The sequence below is a fragment of the Mesorhizobium sp. M3A.F.Ca.ET.175.01.1.1 genome (assembly GCF_004791945.1).
Lineage (GTDB): Bacteria > Pseudomonadota > Alphaproteobacteria > Rhizobiales > Rhizobiaceae > Mesorhizobium.
In genome coordinates, this window is record NZ_SRTP01000011.1 from 40,303 (window position 1) to 62,055 (window position 21,753).

Sequence of the window (21,753 nt, forward strand, 5' to 3'; positions counted from 1 at the left end):
CTGTCAGAGGCTGGATTGATCAGTGCGACACGAAGCAGTTGCCGCCCGCCGCCTTGTAGCTGGTGCAAAGGTTGATCGCGTCGTTGCGCGACTTCGCAGGAACGCGGACACGGTAGAAGGTGCCCTTGCCGGCGATCTCGGCCTTGACGATGTTGGCGGAACGCCCGGCAAGCACGCTGCCGTAGCGGCGCTGCAGGTCCTGATAAGTCGACTGCGCACTTTCAACCGTCGGCTGGGAGGCGATCTGCATCGACCACGAACCTGCGCCGGCCGAAGCAGTGGCCGCGTCGATGGAAGCGACCTGGTCCGGCTTGACCTCGCCGACGATGTCGACCGGCTGGTCGGACGGGCGCGGCGGCGCCACGGGCACCTTCGCGGGCGTCTTGGCCGACTGGACCTTGGCCTCGGTCTTCGGCGCAGCAACCGGCTTCACTGCCGCAGTGGGCTGGGCCGTATCGCCCTGATCGGCATCGGTCTGATCGGTAGATTGGTTGGCGCTCACGGTCGCCGTCGGCTGGGGGTCGGCCTGCCCTGCCGGCGCGACATGCTGCGGCGCCGGATCGGTCGGCTCTGCCGCGGCAACCTTCGGCGCGGCGGGAGCCGGATCCTCGCGCGGCACCAGCGAACCATCAGGCTTCACCATCATGGTCTTCACTTTTCGCGGCGCCACGGCGACGACATCGGCCTTGGCCTCGGACTCGGCATCCTGCTGCAGCACTTGGGCGATGCGGTCTTCGGACTTCGGCGCCGGAGCGGCGGGCTGGGCGCCTTCGGGCGCAGCCGCCTGAGCTTTGCCCGGCACCACCGCGTCCGGACCCGGCGCTGCTTCATCCGCGCCAGGCACTGCGGCCGCCCCCGGTGCTGCCGCTTCTGGGTTGGCGGCGGCGCCGCTGCCAGGAGCAGCATCGTTCTCGTCGGGGGAAAGGTCGACGACACGGCTTTGCGGCGGCTCCTTCGACGCCACGTCGACCGGTTCCTCGGTGTTGGTGACCAGTTTTTCCTGGACCGGCTCGGCGGTCTTGGCGGTGCCACCCTTGACCACCGCGTCATATACCTTGTTGTCCTGGTTCGGCACCACCGCGCCACCCGGATTCTGCGGTTTGACCTTGATCGGTGAATTGTCGGCCTTGACGAGCACCGGCGCTTCGGCACCACCTTTGCCGCCAAACGAGAAGGCAAGAGCGCCAAGCCCGCCGGCGATCACCACCGCACCAACAAGCGCGGCCATCATGAAGCCGCGACCTCGTGGCTTGGCAGCCTGGCTCTCGCCGAGGCCGGGTACGGTGATCGCCTCGTCGAGCTCCGGATCGTAGTCCAGTTCATCCGTGGCGAACTCATCCGCCTGCGAAACCGGGCGGCTGCCAGGCAAATCGTCGGCATCGAAATCGCGCATCACCGCGGCGTGGGAAGCGGCTGCCGGGGCGGCCTGCGTCTCGGCCCGCAACTCGCGACGATCGTAGCCCGTCTTGAAACCCGAACCGTAGGAGTCGTCGTCATAGGCGCGGCTCTGCACGGGCGCCGCAGCGATCTCGGTTGAGTTCATCTCGGTGAGCAGGCTGGCGAACTCGGCGTCGAGATCGTCGTAGGCCGGAGCCGACGGCTGGTCTTCCTCGAAATTGAGCTCGGGAATGTCGAGATCGTCGGCGAGCGCCACCACACGCTCCGGCACGTCGATGGTCTCGACATCGGGAACCTCGTCGTCCTGGCGAGACTGTGTCGCCGCAGCCGGCGCAGCATAATCCTCGACAGGTTCCGGCGCTGGCGTGGAATGGCCATGATAGACAGGTTCGGAAGCCGCAGCGGAATAATCCTCGAGAGATTCCTCGTGATAGGAGGGAGCCGACATATGCGGCACCGAAAACACCGGCTGGATCGTCGGCTGCGCGGCATAAGAGGGCTCGGGCGCCGCGACCGGGGTCACGCGGCTCCAGGACCGCGCAGGTTCGTTGCGCGGCGCATCGAGCTCGAGACCCTTGGAAAACGCCGCGTCGAACGCCTCGTCGTCGAAATCGATGCTCGGTTCGGCTTGGTTCGAAGTGGTGGCGCTTGGCGCATCGTCTTGATCGAGGTCGCCCGCGAGCAATGCGTGGAGATCAGCGTCGCCTGCCGGCTCGACAACCGGCTCGTCCTGCGCCGGCTCCTGCCCATCGATAGCCCAGGCGGCGGGTGCAACGTCCTGGACGATGTGGCTTGTCGGCTGCGCAACCGGCTGTGGCGTCGGGGCTGCTTCCTTGGGCATCGGCCGCGCGGTCATGGCACCCAGCAGCGCGTTGAGTTCGTCTTCCAGGCTGCGCTCGCCGCTGGCCGCGGCCGGCATCTCAGGCTCAGCGGCCGGCATCTCAGGCTCAACAGCCGCAACCGAAGCTGCTGCAGTTGGAGCAGGAGCTTCCGCAAACGGCGTCTGGGCTGCGGCGGCAGGCTCGACAGCCGGAGCTTCCGGCTCCTCGGCAAGCCCATCACGGAAGCTGAGTTCGAAATCGTCTTCGGCAACCAGGGCCGCGGTCTCGTGGTCGACGCCGGCGTCCTGATCGGCAGCAGCCTCCTGGGCGGCGACGGGTTCGGGATCAACGGCGGGTTCGGCATCGAACGCGGGCTCGGCATCGAAGCCGGGTTCCGGAGCGGCGGCGAAATGTACGACTTCGGCAGGCACCTCGTTGGTTTGCGGCTGCTCCTCGTCAACCGCCAGTTGCTGTTCCGGAAGCTGATCCGGCGAGTGGTCGAACTCCATCTCGACGTCGGCCATCGCATCCTCGAGATGGCCTGCAAAATCGTCTTCAGAAGCCGGCTGATCGGCAATGGGCTCGGCCTCGACCAGCTCGGCTTCAGTGGCCACGGCGTCCCGCTCGGGCATGCGATCGTCAAACGCCAGCTCGTCCTCGAGCGACACCCGCACAGCATTGTCGAAATCAGCGTCGAACGCGGCTTCGGCCGCTGATGCCGCAGCGGCTTCAACGATGCCACGATCAGCGCCGGCTTCGTGGTCGGCATGGAAGCCCTCGTCCAGTGAAGCGGCGATGTCTTGATCTATGGAAAGGTCGTCCTCGACCGGCGACACCTCCAGCGAGTTGGCGACCGCCTGATCGAAATCATCGTCGAAGGCGATGTCGGCTTCCAGCTCAGGAGCGCGGCCCGTGGCGAAATGGGCGTGATCCGCCGCATCATCGAAAATGAAATCCTGCTCGAGGGCTGCGGCAAGCTCTTCGTCCGTGGCGGCAACAGCGGTTTCATGAGCCGACGCGCTCGAGACAGGCTCAAATGCGACAGTCGCGTGCTCCTCTTCGGCGCCGAGATCGCCCATCAACTCCTTTTCGAGATCAATCCCGAAGTCGGGCTCTTCCGCGGCTTGGTTTCCCGGTGCAGCCTTGTCGACCGCCGGCGTCTGCGGCCGGGCCGGCTGACGCGGATCGAAACCCATAATCCGGGTCAGTTCCGCGAACGGATCATCGTCGGAAATGTCGTTGTTGTCGGCTACTCTCAGCTGGGTTCTGTCTGCCATTATTGTTCCCGAACTCGCACACAGTCGGACGCCACGGACGTCGCGCAGGGTTGGCCCTTACCAGCGCAATGTGGGCAAAAGGTGACAGGTTTTTTAGTCAAACCTAACGCATTTCGGTAGGCGCATCAGCTCCTATCAGCGCCAGGCCGGACGTCAAAACATCCGAAACAGCCTGCACCAGCCCTAGTCTGGCATAAGTCAATTGTCGGTCGTTAACCTTAACAAAACGTAAGTCAGGGTTGTCCGTGCCCCGGTTCCAGTGTGCGTGGAAGCTTGAAGCCAGATCGTGGAGGTAGAATGCCAGCCTGTGCGGCTCCAGCGCAAGGGCCGCGGATTCGATTAGCCGTGGATATTCAGCCAACTTCCGGATCAGACCGATCTCACCCTCGTCCGTCAGCGCAGAAACCGAGCCCACCAGGCGGTTGCGGTCGAAGTTGGCTTCGTCAAGCTGCTCGCTTGCCTGCCGGAACACCGAATGGCAGCGCGCCGAAGCGTATTGCACGTAGAATACCGGATTGTCCTTGGACTGCTCCGTGACCTTGGCGAAGTCGAAATCGAGCGGCGCGTCGTTCTTGCGATAGAGCATCATGAAGCGGATGGGATCGCGGCCGACCTCCTCCACCACGTCGCGCAGCGTGACGAAATCGCCTGACCGCTTCGACATCCGCACCGGCTCGCCGTCACGGAACAGCTTCACCAACTGGCAGAGCAGAACCGTCAGTTTGACCTCATCGCCCGCAACGGCGCGCGCCAAAGCTTCCAGCCGCTTGACGTAGCCGCCATGGTCGGCGCCGAGCACATAGATCAGGTCGGCGAAGCCGCGCTCGACCTTGTCCTTGAGATAGGCGACGTCGGCGGCGAAATAGGTGAACGAGCCGTCCGACTTCACCAGCGCCCGGTCCATGTCGTCGCCCACGGCGGTCGAGCGGAACAGCGTCTGCTCGCGGTCTTCCCAGTCGTCCGGCTTCTCGCCCTTTGGCGGCGGCAGCTTGCCCTTGTAGATATGGCCCTTCAGCGTCAGGTCGGCGATCGCCGCACGGATCTTCTTGGCATTGTCGCCGTGCAGCGTGCGCTCGGAGAAGAACACGTCGTGGTGCACGTTGAGCAGCGCCAGATCCTCGCGGATCATCGCCATCATCGCGTCGACAGTGCGGTCCTTGACGATCGCCAGCGCTTCCTCTTCCGGCATCTCCAGCAGACCGCGGCCGAACTCGCTGGCCAGCGCCTGGCCGACCGGGATCAGATAGTCGCCCGGATAGAGGCCGGGCGGAATCTCGCCGATTTCTTCGCCGAGCGCCTGGCGATAGCGCAGCATCGCCGAGCGCCCGAGCACATCGATCTGCGAGCCGGCATCGTTGATGACATATTCCTTGGTCACGTCGTAGCCGGCAAAGGCCATCAGGTTGGCGAGCGTGTCGCCAACCACGGCGCCCCGGCAATGTCCGACATGCATGGGCCCGGTCGGGTTGGCCGAGACATATTCGACATTGGCCTTGCGGCCGCCGCCGATCCTGGAGCGGCCATAGTCGCGGCCCTCGCCGAGCAGCGCTGCCAGATGCGCCTGCCAGAACCCGTCCTTGAGCCGCAGATTGACGAAGCCCGGCCCGGCGATTTCGGCCGAGGCGATATCAGCGTTGCCACGCAGCGCAGCCGCCAGCCTTTCCGCCAGCACGCGCGGGTTCTGGCCGGTGGGCTTGGCCAGCACCATCGCCGCATTGGTGGCGAGGTCGCCATGGCTGGCGTCGCGGGGCGGCTCGACGGCAATGCGCGACAGGTCCAGCGTTGCGCCATCCTTATCTTTCAGATCAAGGGCTTCGACAGCTTTTGTGACTCGCGCGTTGAAATCGGCGAAGATGTTCATGAGCAGGGCTTCTTGCGGCTATCAGGAGGACCGGCTGCTTGGCCGGCAAATCGCGCCCGCCCTAGCTTAAATCCGGCGTATGGTCAAACAGGCGCCTGTGCTCCTTGAGCGCGTAGGTGTCGGTCATGCTGGCCAGGAAATCGGCGACACTGCGGGCTTTGATCCGGTCTTCCGCCCGGTCGAGGCCTTCCCGCCAACCCTCCGGCATGGCGCGCGGATCGGCGAAATAGACGTCGAATAGGTCGCGGACGATCCGATCGGCATCGACGCGCACGCGCATCACTTCGGGATGACGATAGAGGTGCTTGTAGAGAAACGCCTTCAATTCCTTCTCGGCCGCCGCCATTTCGGCGGAAAATGTCACCATGGTCTCATTTGCCGCTCTCACGGCGTCGGCGTTGTCCGGCTTGAATCGATCAATATTGGCGGCGGTGGAAGCAATGACATCCTCGACCATCATGGTGATCTGCCGGCGCATCAGCTCATGGCAAGTGCGCACGTCGTCGAGCCGCGGGTAGCGCGCGCGCACCCCCTCCAGGATCGAGCCCGGCAAGCCGACCTCTTCCAGCATGTTTAGAGTGAGAAAACCGGAGCGCAAACCGTCATCGATGTCGTGGCTGTTGTAGGCGATGTCGTCGGCGATCGCCGCGCACTGCGCCTCGATGCCGGCGAAGCGATCGAGTTCGAGGTCGTGCAGTTCGGAATAATCGCGGATCGCTTGCGGCACCAAACCCTTGAGCCCCTTCCCGCGCGCATCGGTCAGCGGCCCATTGTGCTTGACCAGCCCTTCCAGCGTTTCCCAGGTGAGGTTCAGCCCGTCGAACTCGGCATAGCGCCGCTCGAGCCGCGTCACCACGCGCAAAGACTGCGCGTTGTGGTCGAAACCGCCCCAAGCGGTCATCTTGTCGTTCAGCGCATCCTCTCCGGTATGGCCAAAGGGCGTGTGGCCGAAATCGTGGACCAACGCGACTGCCTCGGCGAGGTCCTCGTCGCCGCGCAGCGCCCGCACCAAGGCGCGGGCGATCTGCGCCACCTCGATCGAATGCGTCAACCGCGTGCGGTAGTGATCGCCCTCATGCGCGACGAACACCTGCGTCTTGTGCTTCAGCCGGCGAAAGGCGGTGGAATGGATGATCCGGTCGCGGTCGCGCTGGAACGGCGTGCGCGTCGGGCTTTCGGGCTCATCGAACAGCCGGCCGCGCGAATGGGCCGGATCGCAGGCATAGGCGGCGCGCGGCCGATAGCCGAACCCGATATCGCCGAGAGCACCCTTGCCCTGCCGCTCGTCCATTTGCCCACCAGTTGACTTGGCCCCGCCTGCTTCATACCTATGATCTGAGACGCAAAGCAAGGTGACGCCGATGGGCGCGGATGCCAAGACTGCAATGAAAGTCGAGATGACCGACGCTGCCGCGCAGCGGATCGCCAAGATCCTCGCCGCCGAGCCCGGCAAGACGGCTTTGCGCGTTTCCGTCGAAGGCGGCGGCTGCTCCGGCTTCTCCTACAAGTTCGATCTCGTCGAAGCTGCGAACGATGACGACGTCGCCATCGAGAAGGATGGCGCGACGGTCCTGATCGACGACCTCTCGCTGGTCTATATGGGCGGCTCGGTGATCGACTTCGTCGACGACCTGATGGGTCAATCCTTCCAGATCAGAAACCCGAACGCCGTTGCCTCCTGCGGCTGCGGCACCAGCTTTTCCATCTAGGGCCGCGATGCCCACGATCGGCGCGGTCCGCCAGGTCGCGCTGTCGGCCGGGCGCGATCTCGACACCACGCTCGCCTTCTGGCAGGGCGTGCTCGGCCTGGGCGTGCATGCGCGCTACGATCCGCCGGGCATCGCCTTTATCATGGCAGGTGACGTGCGCCTGTTCTTTGCCGACGGCGTGCCGGCCGGCACGGTCTATCTCGACATCGCCGGGCTGGAAGCCTTCCACGCCGAGGCCAAGGCCGCCGGCATTCCCTTCACCGCGCCGCCGGCGCTGGTCCACCGCGACACCGAGGGCCAGTTCGGTCGAGCAGGGGAAAGCGAATGGATGGCCTTTCTAAAGGACCCAGCCGGCAATACGATCGGCCTCGTCGAACGCCTTCCCCCGGAACAGCATTGAGGCCCGCATGAAGATCGTCACCTGGAACATCAACGGTGTTCGCGCCCGCATCGGCAACCTCACCCACTGGCTGACCGAAAGCGCTCCGGATATCGTCTGCCTGCAGGAGATCAAGACCGTCGACGAGCAGTTCCCGCGCGCCGAGATCGAGGCGCTGGGCTACAATGTGGAGACCAACGGCCAGAAGAGCTTCAACGGCGTTGCCCTTCTGTCGAAGCTTCCCTTCGACGAGGTCAATCGCGGCCTGCCGGGCGACGATGCCGACGACCACGCGCGCTTCATCGAAGGTGTCTTCTCAACCGACAAGGGTGCTCTGCGCGTTGCGTCGCTCTATCTGCCGAACGGCAATCCTGTCGACGACGAAAGGAAGTTTCCCTACAAGCTCGCATGGATGGCGAGACTCGAGCGCTGGGCGGAGGAACGGCTCAGGCTCGAGGAAGCTCTGGTGCTGGCCGGCGACTACAATGTCATCCCCGAGCCCGCCGACGCCCGGTTCCCAGAGAACTGGCGGAACGACGCGCTGTTCCAGCCGCAGTCCAGGCAGGCCTTCCGGCGGCTGAAGAATCTTGGCTTCACGGAAGCGGTCCGCGCCGTCACCGACTCTCCCGAGGTTTATACATTCTGGGACTATCAGGCCGGCGCCTGGCAGAAGAACAACGGCATCCGCATCGATCATCTGCTGCTGTCGCCCGAAGCCGCCAGCCGCTTTTCCTCGGCGTCGGTCGAAAAGCACGTGCGGGCCTGGGAAAAGCCGTCCGATCACGTGCCGGTGGCGATCGATCTCAGCCTTCATCCCGCCTGACGGTACTGCTCACGCCACATCCCTGATCTCGCCACAAATCGCGCGTTCAATGCGCGTTGTTGCGGGGTTTCATGGCGATGCGATTTGTTCTTTGCCCGGTCGGCCTTGTGTTGGCGTTTGCCGCGCCGACGCCGGTCCTCGCCGCGCAGGCATGTCTTGCCAACGGCAAGTCGTTCAAGGTCGGCGAGACGGCTTGCCTGACGATTGCCGGCGAAAGCCACCTCGCCCGTTGCGACATGGTTCTCAACAATACGTCCTGGACAAAGGTCGAGGACGAGTGTCCGGGCGAGAAACAGCCGCCGAAACTGCACCCGACCTCGATCTCGACGCCAAACATCGTGCCGACAGCGCCCACCGAAAACTGATTTGCTGAGGCCAGGCAGGCGTGTGGTCCGTGCGACCTACCGATCGCCGTTGTTGCCCTTGGTCAGGATGTCGTCCGCCAAAGAAATCGCGGTGCGGCGGTCGGCCTCCCCGGCGGCGGCGAAGGCTTCTTCCTGCATACTGCGGATCCAGGTCTGATCGGCCGGCGGAGCCCGTTCCAGTGCCGCCGTCATCATCGCCAGGCCGCGCACGACCTTACCGCTCTGGAACAGGAGGTTGCCGAGCGTCGCCTGGGCGCCGGCATGGCCCTTCTCGGCCGCCAGCTGGAGCCAGCGGCCGGCCTGCTTGACGCTGGCCTTCACACCGCCCTCGCCCTTCAGGAACATCTGGCCGATCTCGAACTGGGCGTTCGGATTGCGATAGTTGGCGGCCGCGCGCATGTAATACTCCTGCGCCGCGACCTCGTTCTCCGTCACCGGGCTGCCAGGGATGCCTTTGCGCAGGTAATCTCCGAGCGCCACCAGCGCGTCCGAGACATAGCTCTCCTCCGGCGAGCCGGGCTCGACATCCTGGTCGACGATCTCGCTGAAGAACTTGAAGGCGGCGTAATCGTCGCGCGCCACGCCGTCGCCTGCGGCATACATGCGCGCCAGCTTCCAGGTGGCGCCGATCTGGCCGTTCTCGGCGGCATATTTATAGGCCTCGACGGCCTGGTCCTTGTGGCCGTTCTTGTAGGCGGAGAAGCCGAACTGGAACACCGCCCACGGGCTCGACTGCGGCTTCACGCCGGTCTTGTCGTCGAACACCTTGTCGTCGAAGGCCATGGCCTGGCCAACGGCGCCCAAAGTCGCAACCGCGACCAGTGCCGACAAGACCGATGACCTCAACACCTCAGATGTCCGCATAACAGTGTGTTTCTTTGGCAGCACCCGGATGGGTGACCGCGCCGTCGCGCGCAGACCCTACGGCCTGCGCGTATTTCCAGATCGCGCCCGACTGATAGTCGGTCTCGCGCGCCTTCCATTTCTTCGCCCGCGCCGCGAGTTCGGCGTCCGAAAGCGCCACCTCGATCGTACCGTTCACGGCGTCGATCGAGATCACATCGCCATCCTTGAGGAGCCCGATCGGCCCGCCGACGGCCGCTTCCGGCCCGACATGGCCAATACAGAAACCGCGCGTGGCGCCGGAAAAACGCCCGTCGGTGATGAGAGCCACCTTGCCGCCCATGCCCTGGCCATAGAGCGCCGCCGTCGTCGACAGCATCTCACGCATGCCCGGACCGCCGCGCGGCCCCTCGTAACGGATGACGAGAACCTCGCCTTCCTGGTAGTTGCGCTGCGTGACCGCCTCGAAGCACTCCTCCTCGGAATCGAAGCAGCGCGCCGGACCCGAGAATGTCAGTTCCGACATACCTGCGACCTTCACGATCGCGCCTTCGGGAGCAAGGTTTCCCTTCAATCCCACGACGCCACCTGTCTTGGTGATTGGTCGATTGGCGGGACGGACCACATCCTGGCTGTCATTCCAGGCAACATGCTCCATGTTTTCGGCCAAAGTACGGCCGGTGACCGTCATGCAGTCGCCATGCAGATAGCCGTGGTCCAGCAGCGTCTTCATCAGGAGCGGAATGCCGCCGGCCTCGAACATGTCCTTGGCGACATATTTGCCGCCGGGCTTGAGATCGGCGATGTAGGGCGTCTTCTCGAAGATCGCTGCGACGTCGAAAAGGTCGAACTTGATGCCCGCCTCATGCGCGATTGCCGGCAGATGCAGCGCCGCATTGGTCGAGCCTCCGGTGGCGGAGACCACGGTTGCCGCATTCTCCAGCGACTTGCGCGTGACGATGTTGCGCGGCCGGATATTCTTGGCGATCAGTTCCATGACCTTTTCGCCGGAAGCGAAATTGAAGCGGTCACGCATCTCGTAGGGGGCCGGAGCGCCGCAGGAATAAGGCAGGGCCAGTCCGATCGCCTCGGCAACGGTCGCCATCGTGTTGGCGGTGAACTGCGCGCCGCAGGAACCCGCGGACGGGCACGCAGCCTGCTCGATCTCGAGCAGCTCGGCATCCGAGATCGATCCGACCGAATGCTGCCCGACGGCTTCGAACACGTCCTGAATGGTGATCTGCCGGCCGCGATAGCTGCCTGGCAGGATAGAGCCGCCATAGATGAAGATCGATGGCACGTTGAGCCGCACCATGGCCATCATCATCCCCGGCAGCGACTTGTCGCAGCCGGCGAGTCCGACCAGCGCATCATAGCAATGCCCGCGCATGGTGAGCTCGACGGAATCGGCGATGACCTCGCGCGACACCAGCGACGACTTCATGCCTTGATGGCCCATGGCGATGCCGTCGGTCACCGTAATGGTGCAGAATTCGCGCGGCGTGCCGTTGGCAGCCGCGACACCCTTCTTCACCACCTGCGCCTGGCGCATCAGCGAGATGTTGCAAGGTGCCGCCTCGTTCCAGCAGCTGGCGACGCCGACCAGCGGCTGCGCGATTTCGGCGGCCGATAGCCCCATGGCGTAGAGGTACGAACGATGCGGCGCCCGCGCCGGACCTTCGGTCACGTAGCGGCTGGGCAGCTTGGCCTTGGAGATTGCCTTGGCGTCCATACTCGTCCTTGCCGCACACCCCGCGGCCTGCCCCGTCGCCTGGCCATCCTGGCACGCATCCCGAGACATATCTGCGTTGCTCCGGGTTTATGGCGGGAAATGGGCAGTTTCCTCGGCCTGACCTTTAGCGCAAGGGTCGTTCATAAACTGTTGCTAAAACGTCACAATAGTATCCGGCGCCCATTGTGACGCGAATCTGCAACATCCGGGATGCGCTGCTCGATCAAGGGTTGCGGCGTGCAAGAAAAAAGGCCGGGCATGCCCGGCCTTTTTCTCTAAATTTTCAGACTCTTAGAACTTGATCTTGAGGCCGCCCGAGATCGCCGTGACCAGATCGTTGCCGAAGTCATAGCTGACGTCGGTGCCGGCCACATAGCCGTTCTCGTCGGTCAGCGTGCCGGAATGGCCGCTGGTCAGGACGCCGATTGCGCCGGCCAGGCGAATTTCGATGTTCGGCTTCGGCGTATAGGCAACGCCGCCGCCGAGCGTCCAGGTGTCAGTCTGCGAGCCGTAACCATGCGAGGTGCCGCGGTCCCAGGTGAGTTGGCCGGCGGCCGCCCACTGGTCGTTGAATTTGTGGCCAACACCGCCCGAAACCGTCCAGCCGTCGCGGTACATGAGGTCGAGGGACGTCAGCCTGATCGGGAGCGGGGAGACCGTGGTGCAATTGGCAAGACCCTGCGAGGCCTGCGAGCAGATGGGGATGCTCTGCAGCAAGCTCCAGTTGACCCACTTTATCGAACCGAAGGCCAGCCAACCGGGCGCGATGCCGGACTGCAATTTCAGTTCCACCGTGTCCGGCATGTATTCGGTGGGGGCATAGATCTGTGTGATCCCCTGTCCGAGATTGGTCAGGTCAAGTGTACCCGAGATATTGTCCAGCTTGACTTTCGAATTGTAGACGAGACTTGCCCGCAGGGCGATGTCAGGAATTTCATAGGCAAGGCCGGCGCGCCAACCCCAGCCGCTGCTCGAAAGGTCGACCCGGCCAGTACCCTGGAAGTTGGGCACCAGCGGCGACACCAGGCTTTCCTTGAAGCCGTAGACTTCCTGATAGAACAGACCGCCGATGAAGCGAAGCTGACCCTTGCCGACGTCCATCTTGTACGAGCAGGTGCCCGCGTAGTTGTCGCTCTTGATGTCCGTTTCCATATTGGACTGCGCGCCGGCCCAGAGGCCCGGAGAGGTGTGCGCCCCCCACGGCTGGGAGTAGTCGACCATGCAGTCGACGCCGGGGACGAGCTGGGCCTTAACGCCGATCCGCGGCACCCAATAGTTCTCACTGTCCTTGGCCGTGCTTCCAAGGGCGGTAACGTTGCCATCAAGCGGATCGGTATCCACCGCGTTCTTGAACTTGCGATCGGGCATCACGTAAGTCGCTTCGGCTTCGGTCGCGAAGGGCGCCGGATCGAACAAAAGGTCGATGTCGTAGCCGCCGCGTTCGAGGCCGCCGGCATGCGCCGGATGCATGGCCGCGCCGATCAGAGCAATAGAAAAGCAGCCTGCCCCCGCCAGAGCCTTGAGCCGCAAGATGGTCATGGAGTCCCTCCCCGAAACACGAGTGGGGCAAGCTAGAACCAATTCGGGTTAACGGTGCAACAACGAATTCGCTAGCTGTACATGTACGTCTTGACAGCCCGTATTCTCGCCATGGTGCGTGCCGCCGAATTGAGGTCCAAAACAGCTCGCTCCGCAGCGAAGGGCCGGAAAAATCCGGAAAATGCGCCTGAAAATCGCGCAAAACTGCCCTTTTTTGGAGAAAAAGGGCCGCATTGTTACATTAAGGCAACAATGGGGCGAAACTTTCCGTTTACGTCAAAATTTACGCAACGGCATGCCTGTTTTCGAAGCAGTTAACGCACCGGAAACCATGCTTCGCAGAGCTGCGAATCTGGCCCCTCAGCCAGCGTCGCGAACCCTCGTCAGCGCAACCGAAAGCTTCTCTTGAGCGTCACGATATTCGGCCAGCTTTTCGCGCTCCGCCTCGACGACCTCTTCCGGAGCGTTGGCGACGAACTTTTCGTTGGAAAGCTTCTTGTGCAGGCGCGCGATCTCTTCGGTCACCTTGGCCAGTTCCTTCTGCAGCCGCGCAGCCTCCGCCTGCAGGTCGATCAGGCTGCCGAGCGGCAGGCAGACCGTCGCCTCGTTAAGCACGATCTGCGCCGAACCCCTGGGAGCCGCGTCAGCCAGCGCGATGTCGCCGATGCGGGCCAACCGCTTGATGGCCGAAGCATGGTGTTCCAGGCGCTCCCTGGTCAGCGCGTTGGCGCCGATCACCGTCAGAGGAGCGATCGCCGCCGGCGGCACATTCATTTCGGAGCGCACGGAGCGGATGCCGGAAACGAGATCGACCAGCCAATTAATGTCGGCGGCCGCTTCCTCATCCTCGAAATCGGGCGACGGCCATGCGGCATGACAAAGCAGCGAGGCGCGCTCCATGCCCTCACCCGCCGTCTGCGCCCAAAGCTCCTCGGTCATGAACGGCATCATCGGATGCAGCAGCTTGTAGATCTCGTCCAGCACGAAGGCGACGCAGGCCCGACTTTCCGCCTTGGCCGCCTCGTCGGTGCCCATGAACACCGGCTTCAGCAGTTCCAGATACCAGTCGCAGAATAGGTTCCAGACGAAGCGATAAGCGGCCCCTGCCGCCTCGTTGAAGCGGTAGCTGGTGATGCCCTCGGTGATCGCGCGTGCCGCGCGCGTCAGCTCGGTCAGGATCCAGCGATTGACCGCGAGCTTGGCGTCCTGCAGCCAGAACTCGTCGTTCCTCGCGACCTCGTTCATCTCGGCAAAGCGCGTCGCGTTCCAGAGCTTGGTGCCGAAATTGCGGTAGCCGGCGATGCGCGCCGGGTCGAGCTTCACGTCGCGTCCTTGCGCCGCCATCACCGCCAGTGTGAAGCGTAACGCATCCGCGCCGTACTCGTCGATCAGGTCGAGCGGATCGATGACGTTGCCTTTCGACTTCGACATCTTCTGTCCGTTCTTGTCGCGCACCAGCGCGTGCACATAAACGGTGTGGAACGGCTCCTCGTCCATGAAATGCAGGCCCATCATCATCATGCGGGCCACCCAGAAGAAAATGATGTCGAAGCCGGTGACCAGTACGTCCGTCTGGTAGTGGGTCTTGAGTTCCGGAGTGTGGTCAGGCCAGCCGAGCGTCGAGAACGGCCACAGCGCCGAAGAGAACCAGGTGTCGAGCACGTCCTCGTCGCGGGTGAGTATCTCGCCAGGCTTGAAATTCTCAAGCTTGTCCTCGACCCAGGCCTTCCAAGGCCCTTCCAAGGCCAGATAGTATTCGATCGCGGCGGCGAGCGCTTCTTCTTCGGTCTTCTCGACGAAGACGCGGCCATCCGGCCCGTACCAAGCCGGTATCTGGTGGCCCCACCACAGCTGGCGCGAGATACACCAGGGCTGGATGTTTTCCATCCAGTCGAAATAGGTTTTTTCCCAGTTCTTCGGCACGAAATTGGTACGGCCCTCGCGCACTGAGGCAATCGCCGGCTTGGCCAGTTCCGCGGCGTTGACGTACCATTGGTCGGTCAGGAACGGCTCGATCGGCACGCCACCGCGATCGCCATGCGGCACAGTGTGGCGATGCGGCTCGATCTTCTCCACGAAGCCGCCGGCCTCCATCAGTTCGACGACCTTCTTGCGCGCGGCGAAACGGTCAAGCCCGTCGAGTTCGTCCCAGACAGCCTGGCGCTCAGGCGTCAGCTCAAGACCGGCGAGAAAGTCCTCGTTGTCCTTCAGCTTGATGGTCGCCTCGACGGTCAGGATATTGATCGCCGGCAGCTTGTGGCGCTTGCCGACTTCGAAGTCGTTGAAGTCGTGCGCCGGCGTGATCTTGACCGCACCGGAGCCCTTCTCCGGGTCCGAATATTCGTCGGCGACCACCGGGATCTTGCGGCCGACGATCGGCAGGATGACGTTCTTGCCGACCAGATCGCGGAAGCGCTCATCATCCGGATGGACGGCCACCGCCGTGTCGCCGAGCATGGTTTCCGGACGGGTCGTCGCCACCGTGATGAAAGTCCTGGGGTTTTCCGGATCGAAAACCGTGCCTTCGACCGGATAGCGGAAATGCCAGAGGTTGCCGTTGACTTCGTGCTGCTCGACCTCGAGGTCGGAGATAGCCGTCAGCAGCTTGGGGTCCCAGTTCACAAGGCGCTTGTCCTTATAGATCAGCCCTTCCTTGTAAAGGCTGACGAACACCTCCAGGACCGCCCTGGACAGGCCCTCGTCCATGGTGAAACGCTCTCTCGACCAGTCGGCGGAGGCGCCGAGGCGCTTCAGCTGGTTGAAGATCGCGCCACCGGATTCAGCCTTCCACTCCCACACCTTTTCGATGAACTCTTCGCGGGTGAGATCGCGGCGGTGGATTTGCCTCTCCATGAGCTGGCGCTCGACCACCATTTGGGTGGCGATGCCGGCGTGATCCATGCCGGGCTGCCAAAGCACGTTCTTGCCGCGCATGCGCTCGAAGCGCACCAATATGTCCTGAAGCGTGTTGTTGAGTGCATGGCCCATATGCAGCGAGCCGGTGACGTTCGGCGGCGGGATGACGATGGTGAAGGCCTCCGCCCCCTCCTCCGAACCGGCGCCGGCGCGAAAGGCGTCGGCCTCCTCCCAGATTTTGGCGATCTTGGGCTCGACGGTCTTGGCGTCGTAGTTTTTTTCAAGCATGGGGGAAGTCCGAGCTGTCGGGGATAGGCGTCCGGTGTAAATCGGAAGCTGTTGGCCGAGTCAATCGCGACAGGTGATGCCTGCTCTTTCACATAGGCCTGCCGAGGGCGGCGGCAATCCCAGCCTTATCGCGACAGAGCTGTTCGTCACATCCGGCGAGAACAAAAACGCCGCCCGAAGGCGGCGCTTTCACCTTGAACGGTCTGACTAAGTCACTGCGCGCCGCGCGCCACGCGCTCGATCTCTTCGCGCACCAGCCGCTCGACCAGCGTCGGCAGATTGTTGTCGAGCCAGTCCTGCAACATCGGCCGCAGCATCTCCTCGGCCATTTCGTCGAAGCTCTTCCTGCTGCGGTTTGCGAAGGCGTCTGAAAGTTCACCAAAGGCGGCGGCGACCTGGCGGCCCGTGTGCTCGGACAGAATTGACGGGCGGACCGATGACGAATCTGCTGACGCACGCGATACGCTGCTGCTTGACGCGCCGGTTTCGGCCGCCGTCAGCTCCGGCAACTCATCGTCCTCGATCTCCACTTCCGGTGCGGCTTCCGGCGTCGGGGTTTTCTCGGCGGCGGCGCTCCCACCAATAGCGGCGACGTCGCGACGCCAGTCTGCCACGATGCTGTCTGCGTTTTGCGGAGGCTCTGCTGGCCTGTTCGTGACCACGGATGCGCTAGGATGGGCGGCAACCCTTGCACCAACCTCGGCGAGCGTCGTTGGGGCGGGCGGCATCCTTGCCGGTTCCGGCCGCGGCGCCACGGCGACGACCGGATCGGTCGCAGCGAGCTGGGCCTGAACCTCCGCCAGCGTCACCGGCTTCTTAGGAGCGGCGTCGGCCTGCAATTCGGAACGGAAGGCCTCGATCTCGGGAACCGGCACCGGGGTCGGCGGTGGCGCCAGATCCTGGCGCAATTCAGCCGCATCGGCCGGCTGCTTGCGGCCGGTGTCGCTATCCTCGATGATCCTTCGGATGGAAGCCAGAATTTCTTCCATGGAAGGTTCGCGCTGCGCGCTGCTTGCCGTCGCCATCGTCACATCCGCCGCCTTTGTGACCCATTGTCGATTCGCTCCGGCCTGACCGGATTCGAATCATGGCGACAGCGTAACCGACCGATCGTCATCCGAGAATCCCCAAACTGAGGACATGTTGGATTTCAACAGATTAGCTCGACGGCGAGCCTCCTATCGACACAGACAAAAGAAAAGCGCCGCGCATCCATTGATACGCGGCGCTGTTTGCAAGCCCGAATGAAGGGATCAGCGGCCGTCCGGCGTGCGCAGTCCGATCCACTTGTCCTTGACGGCATTGTAGTGCTCTTCCGGTCTGTACTTGGTGACCGCCAGGCCGAGCCGCTCGACCGACAGCCGTCCGATCGCCGACAGGATGGCATAGCTTGCCACCACCACATCATGCTCGGAGCCGGCCTGGTTGATCTTGGCGGTGATCACCGCGTTCTGCGCGTTGAGCACGTCGAGCGTGGTGCGCTGCCCCACATTGCGCTCCTCGATGACGCCGTTCAAGGCGAGCTGCGCGGCCGCGATCACCTGCCGGTTGGCATCCACGCTTTGGCGTGCGGCGATGTATTGCGTCCATGCCGAGGCCACCGCCTGGCGCACCTGGTCGCGGCTGACGTCGACTTCGATCCGGGCCTGGCTCAGCGATTCCTTGTTCTGCCGCACGATCGCCGAGGTCCGGCCGCCCGAATAGATCGGAATGGTCAGCGTCGCGCCGATATTGGCAGAAGTCGAATCGCCGTTCGTTCCTATGCCTGGATCGCGGTGCAGGTAATCCTCCGAAATGCCGGCAGAGGCCGAAAGCTGCGGCAGGAGCGCCCCTTCCGAGGATTTCACGGAGAACGCCGCCGCGTCGACGAGGTGCTGCGTGGACAGGATCGCCGGATGCTCGACCGCGGCGATGGCGAAGGCCTGGTCGATGCTCGGCGGCAACAGCCTGCCCACCGGCGCCGCTGCCTTCAGCTTGCCCGGCTCATCACCGACGATCTGGTGATAGGTCGCCGCGCTCGCCAGCGCCTGCGCGCGCGCGGCGCTCAGTTGCGCCACGGCGGTCGCGCGCGAGGCATCGGCCTGCGCCACGTCGGTACGCGTGCCCTCGCCCACCTCGAAGCGCGAGCGGGCGGCGCGCGCCTGCTCGGTCAGGAACTGCAGGTTCTGTTCCGTCAAGACCGCGATCTGGCGGTCGCGGATCACATCCATATACGCGCTGGCCGCGTTGAACAGGATGTTCTCCTCGGTGTTGCGCAGGCTCTCGACCGAGGCCTTCACCTGCGATTCGGCGGCGGCGACATTGTTCCTGGTCTGAAACCCGTCGAACAGCGTCTGGTTGATGACGATGCCGAAGCTGCCCGTGGTCAGCTTCGAGTTGGCGCCGCTGGCGCGTGTGTTCTGATAATTGACGTCGGCAGAGCCCCTGATGGTCGGGCGCCAGCCCGACTTGGCGATTGCCACGCCTTCGTCGGTGACGCGCACGCCGGCCCGGGCCGAGTTCAACTGGGAATTGTACTGATAGGCTTTGGCGAGCGCGCCGGTGATGGTTTCTGCCGATGCGGCCAACGGCGAAAGCGCTGTCGCGGAAACGAGCATAGCTGCTAGGACAGTTTTGCGTACAGACGGCACGTAATTTCCCTCATTCGTTTGCATGGGAACCACGCCGCGTCGGCCTACCCGTTTGGATCAGCCAGCGCCGCGTTGTTTATCGTTCCCCCGCTGACCAGCCTCCCGAAATACGCCCGGCAACCAAATCAGCAACGATTGTTCAGGTGAAAGCGATCATGACAATGCCTTCGCTGCAAGGCAAAATCGCTTAAAATTCGAACGCATGGATACGTTCGAACCCCGGTAGTGGCTTAATTGCCGCATTAAATGCCCGCCGCCCGGTTACAACGCCTCCGGCTTTGAAGAACAGACGGGCCACGCCGGAATTGCCCTGTCCCTCGACAGCGACGAGGCGGCCATCCTCGGCCAATTGATTCAGAAGCTCCGCCGGGACCTCCTGGACGCTGCCGCCGACGAATATGACATCGTAGGGGGCGCCGGCCGCATGCCCTTGCGGCAACGGCCCGTTCACCACCGTCACATTCAGGCAGCCGAGGCTTGCGAGCGTCGACCTCGCGGCCTCCGCCAGCGCCGTATCGCTCTCCAGCGCAACCACCGATTTTGCTATTCGAGACAGCAGAGCGGCCGAATAGCCGGTGCCGCATCCGACATCGAGCACCGAATCGCTTGCGTCGATCTCAGCCAGTTGCAGCAGCTTGGCCAGCGGCGACGGTTCCATCAGGTAGCGGGCGCCGGTGCCGTTGGCGGCGTCCGAAATGCGAATGTCCTCGTCGATATAGGCCAGATCGCGCTGACCGGCGCCGACGAAAGCTTCGCGCGGCACCGAAAGCATGGCTTCGATGAGCGGCGCGCTGGTGACGTCGGTGGTGCGGACCTGGCCATCGACCATCTTCACGCGGCGTTCGGAGAAATCAGCGCTCATGTCCCAACCAATCCGCTTCCCGCGCCCAATCCGCTGACCGGACGCGGCTCAATTCGACTGGAACCTCGCTCCCGGCGCGATGGCGCGGGAGCCCGGGCATCTGGAGGCCTCGCCCGGAATCGAACCGGGGTGCAAGGATTTGCAGTCCTCTGCGTAACCACTCCGCCACGAGGCCCCATACGCTCCCGGCGTTCCGAGCGCACTCAATATGGTGGCGGTGGAAGGTCGTCAAGCGCCGGAAATTCATTCCGGGCGCTTTCCCGTGCGTCATCACAGGTAAGAATCGCAATCCCTTGTGGCCGATCTCGACGGCGGTGTCGCAGCTTGCGTCGGAGTTGGCCGGGCTTGCAATGGCAAGCTCTCAGTCCGGCCGCCGCCGGCGCTCCCACCAGACGACGAAGCGCCGCCTGTGACGACGCACCAGCGCGAATTCGTAGGACAGCACCAGCAGGCCCAGCGGGATCATCCAGAAGCCGAGAATCGGCAGGAAACCCAAGATGCCGCCGACGGTCAGCACCATGCCCAACGCAATCCTGAGGCCACGCGAGCGCGGCATGGTGAACTCGCGTCCGAAGACCGTGATCTTGCGCGCTGGTTCCTGATCGTCGTTAGCTGCCGTCATGTCGATGCCATATCCCATCCGCTGCCTAAGCCATCGGGAATCGAAATCAATAGCCCGGCCCGTTGTTCCCTGCCGGCGTGAAGCCCTTCATATGTGGGCATGCCGAAACGATGCCACAAATGGCCGCAGGAAAAAGTGCAGAAAAATTACGAATTGCTTCTTTGCAAAGCCGAAACGGGTTTGCTATAGGCAGCGCCACTCACATGAGAGCCTCCGTTCCCCGGTAGCTCAGTGGTAGAGCAACCGGCTGTTAACCGGTTGGTCGCTGGTTCGAATCCGGCCCGGGGAGCCAAAGTCCACACGAAAGCCCATATTTCTCAACGTTTTCAAGGCCAAGCCTTTCCTAGCGGTCCACATTCCGGTACACCGGAGGTCCACAATGGGGCTTGTATTGAAGTACGTTATCCAGACTAAAGCCGGCACTTGGCATTACCGCAGAAGGCTTCCCCGCGAAGTAGCGCCGCTCATCGGACAGAGTGAGTTCAAGCGTTACCTCGGCGATACGGAGCGCGAAGCTCTCCGCAGCTACCCCAAGGTCAATGCAGAGTTTGAGCGGCTGGTGGCCGAGGCTCGTCGGCGTAGTGGCGGGCAGGACCTGTCTACAGTCACGCCTATGGAATTGCACAGGCTGGCAGAGCTGCGGGCGCAAGAGCTGGCGGCCACGATGGTCCACATTGGGGACCGTACGCTGCCCGGCAGTGACCCCGAGGCGGCCGACGTGATCCGGGAGAGCTATCTATCGAGGTCTGGAGGGAGAGAGGACCCGGTGGAAGGCCGCGCTGTGGCTATCCTGTCCGGCGGCGGGAAGCTGTCCCGCCCTGCGCCCACGATAGAGGATGCCCGGAAGCTGTATCTTAAGGAGCGCGTAGGGGATGACGCTAAGAAGACCATGGAGTTGGAGCGCGTCTTCAAGCTGGTGAGCGAGGCGCTCCAGAGTGATCGGACGTTAGTGGGCCTCAAACGCGAGGATGCCAGAGAGGTCCGCGACCATATGGCGGACGGGCGCAAGGCGTCATCCGTCGATCGCTATTTGAACGTCGTCCGCGCCGTCGTCAATCACGCCATCCGGGAATTTGATCTGGCCGGCATGGCTAACCCGTTCATGAACCTTGAAGCCGCTCCTGGCAGAGACAAGGCCGAACCCGACCGGGACAAGCGCCGTCCCTACACGGAGAAGGAAGCAAAGGCGGTCACGGCCCGTATCGTGTCACACGCTCGGCCGGACCTTCTCCGGATATGGCAAATCATGGAGGGGACGGGATGCCGCATTGCCGAAGTGGCAGGCTTACGGGTGGCCGATGTTCACCTTGACCACGCCATTCCACATATGACGGTTGAGTGGCACGACGAGCGGCGCATTAAGAATGCGGTATCGCGGCGCAACGTGCCGCTGTTCGGGACCGCGTTCCAAGCCGCCAAGGAAGCTGTGGAGGCGGCCAATGGTGGAGGTCTGCTGTTCCCGGCCTATGGTCGCGAAGGCGGACCCGCCTCGGCGTCCGCTGCTCTCGGCAAGCACGTCCGGACTGTCGTGGATGACCCGAAGGTTGGCCCGTCGCACTCCCTTCGCCACCTTATGAAAGACCGGCTCCGGCTGGCTGGTATCTCCAAGTCAGACCAAGACATCGTGCTCGGCCATTCATCGGGCAGCGTCGGGGAGGACTATGGGGGTGACGAGGCTAGGCTAAAGGTGGCCGAACGGGCGCTCAAGGCGGCGCTGGGTGTCGAGAGCGAGAGCAAATAGGCCCTGC

Annotated in this window: 16 protein-coding genes and 2 tRNA genes; 6 read left to right on the plus strand and 12 right to left on the minus strand. The window is 63.5% G+C overall.

Features of this window, described 5'->3' with window-relative positions; translation table 11 throughout:
* Positions 1 to 19 precede the first annotated feature (19 nt).
* The 3 genes from EN818_RS22540 to EN818_RS22550 all read right to left on the minus strand — a co-directional run bounded on the left by EN818_RS22540 (position 20) and on the right by EN818_RS22550 (position 6,648).
* A complete protein-coding gene (locus EN818_RS22540) occupies positions 20 to 3,496 on the minus strand; it encodes an SPOR domain-containing protein (protein ID WP_095807178.1) in 3,477 nt (1,158 codons plus the stop codon).
* 103 nt (positions 3,497 to 3,599) lie between these two features.
* Complete coding sequence (argS, locus tag EN818_RS22545; protein WP_129553899.1) at positions 3,600 to 5,357, minus strand: arginine--tRNA ligase; 1,758 nt, start codon at positions 5,355 to 5,357, stop codon at positions 3,600 to 3,602.
* 61 nt (positions 5,358 to 5,418) lie between these two features.
* A complete protein-coding gene (locus EN818_RS22550) occupies positions 5,419 to 6,648 on the minus strand; it encodes a deoxyguanosinetriphosphate triphosphohydrolase (RefSeq protein ID WP_095807176.1) in 1,230 nt (409 codons plus the stop codon).
* Between the two features lie 70 nt (positions 6,649 to 6,718).
* On the opposite strand from EN818_RS22550, the gene erpA reads away from it, so the two are divergent.
* From erpA to EN818_RS22570, 4 genes are all read left to right on the plus strand, one after another.
* Entirely contained in the window at positions 6,719 to 7,066 is a 348-nt protein-coding gene (gene erpA, locus EN818_RS22555) for an iron-sulfur cluster insertion protein ErpA (RefSeq protein WP_095807175.1), read from the plus strand.
* 7 nt (positions 7,067 to 7,073) lie between these two features.
* On the plus strand, positions 7,074 to 7,466 hold the full coding sequence (locus EN818_RS22560) for a VOC family protein (protein WP_095807174.1): 393 nt from the start codon (positions 7,074 to 7,076) through the stop codon (positions 7,464 to 7,466).
* 7 nt (positions 7,467 to 7,473) lie between these two features.
* The gene (xth, locus tag EN818_RS22565) at positions 7,474 to 8,268 is read left to right on the plus strand and encodes an exodeoxyribonuclease III (protein ID WP_135905079.1); all 795 of its coding nucleotides are present in this window, start codon (positions 7,474 to 7,476) and stop codon (positions 8,266 to 8,268) included.
* Between the two features lie 71 nt (positions 8,269 to 8,339).
* Entirely contained in the window at positions 8,340 to 8,633 is a 294-nt protein-coding gene (locus tag EN818_RS22570; RefSeq protein ID WP_095807172.1) for a hypothetical protein, read from the plus strand.
* Between the two features lie 36 nt (positions 8,634 to 8,669).
* Here the strand turns inward: EN818_RS22570 and EN818_RS22575 are convergent, their stop codons facing one another.
* The 9 genes from EN818_RS22575 to EN818_RS22615 form a co-directional block, all read right to left on the minus strand.
* Positions 8,670 to 9,497 (minus strand): tetratricopeptide repeat protein, encoded by an 828-nt coding sequence (locus tag EN818_RS22575; protein WP_095807171.1) that lies wholly within the window; start codon positions 9,495 to 9,497, stop codon positions 8,670 to 8,672.
* Positions 9,484 to 11,208, minus strand: a complete 1,725-nt coding sequence (gene ilvD, locus EN818_RS22580; RefSeq protein ID WP_095807170.1) for a dihydroxy-acid dehydratase — start codon at positions 11,206 to 11,208, stop codon at positions 9,484 to 9,486. The genes EN818_RS22575 and ilvD overlap by 14 nt, the downstream gene beginning before the upstream one ends.
* Before the next feature lie 291 nt (positions 11,209 to 11,499).
* Complete coding sequence (locus EN818_RS22585) at positions 11,500 to 12,747, minus strand: OmpP1/FadL family transporter (RefSeq protein WP_095807169.1); 1,248 nt, start codon at positions 12,745 to 12,747, stop codon at positions 11,500 to 11,502.
* Positions 12,748 to 13,107: 360 nt separating this feature from the next.
* The gene (locus tag EN818_RS22590) at positions 13,108 to 15,891 is read right to left on the minus strand and encodes a valine--tRNA ligase (RefSeq protein ID WP_129553898.1); all 2,784 of its coding nucleotides are present in this window, start codon (positions 15,889 to 15,891) and stop codon (positions 13,108 to 13,110) included.
* 212 nt (positions 15,892 to 16,103) lie between these two features.
* A complete protein-coding gene (locus EN818_RS22595) occupies positions 16,104 to 16,916 on the minus strand; it encodes a PopZ family protein (RefSeq protein WP_095807167.1) in 813 nt (270 codons plus the stop codon).
* Between the two features lie 228 nt (positions 16,917 to 17,144).
* Positions 17,145 to 18,521, minus strand: a complete 1,377-nt coding sequence (locus EN818_RS22600) for a TolC family outer membrane protein (protein WP_095807268.1) — start codon at positions 18,519 to 18,521, stop codon at positions 17,145 to 17,147.
* 187 nt (positions 18,522 to 18,708) lie between these two features.
* The gene (locus EN818_RS22605; RefSeq protein ID WP_095807166.1) at positions 18,709 to 19,383 is read right to left on the minus strand and encodes a protein-L-isoaspartate O-methyltransferase; all 675 of its coding nucleotides are present in this window, start codon (positions 19,381 to 19,383) and stop codon (positions 18,709 to 18,711) included.
* Positions 19,384 to 19,484: 101 nt separating this feature from the next.
* Positions 19,485 to 19,558: transfer RNA gene (locus EN818_RS22610), tRNA-Cys, on the minus strand.
* Positions 19,559 to 19,744: 186 nt separating this feature from the next.
* On the minus strand, positions 19,745 to 20,005 hold the full coding sequence (locus EN818_RS22615; protein ID WP_095807267.1) for a PGPGW domain-containing protein: 261 nt from the start codon (positions 20,003 to 20,005) through the stop codon (positions 19,745 to 19,747).
* A 217-nt stretch (positions 20,006 to 20,222) separates the two neighbouring features.
* Here EN818_RS22615 and EN818_RS22620 point away from each other — a divergent pair.
* Positions 20,223 to 20,297, plus strand: a tRNA-Asn gene (locus tag EN818_RS22620).
* Between the two features lie 87 nt (positions 20,298 to 20,384).
* Positions 20,385 to 21,746, plus strand: coding sequence for a site-specific integrase (locus tag EN818_RS22625; protein ID WP_135905081.1), 1,362 nt, complete (start codon positions 20,385 to 20,387; stop codon positions 21,744 to 21,746).
* Positions 21,747 to 21,753: the final 7 nt, after the last annotated feature.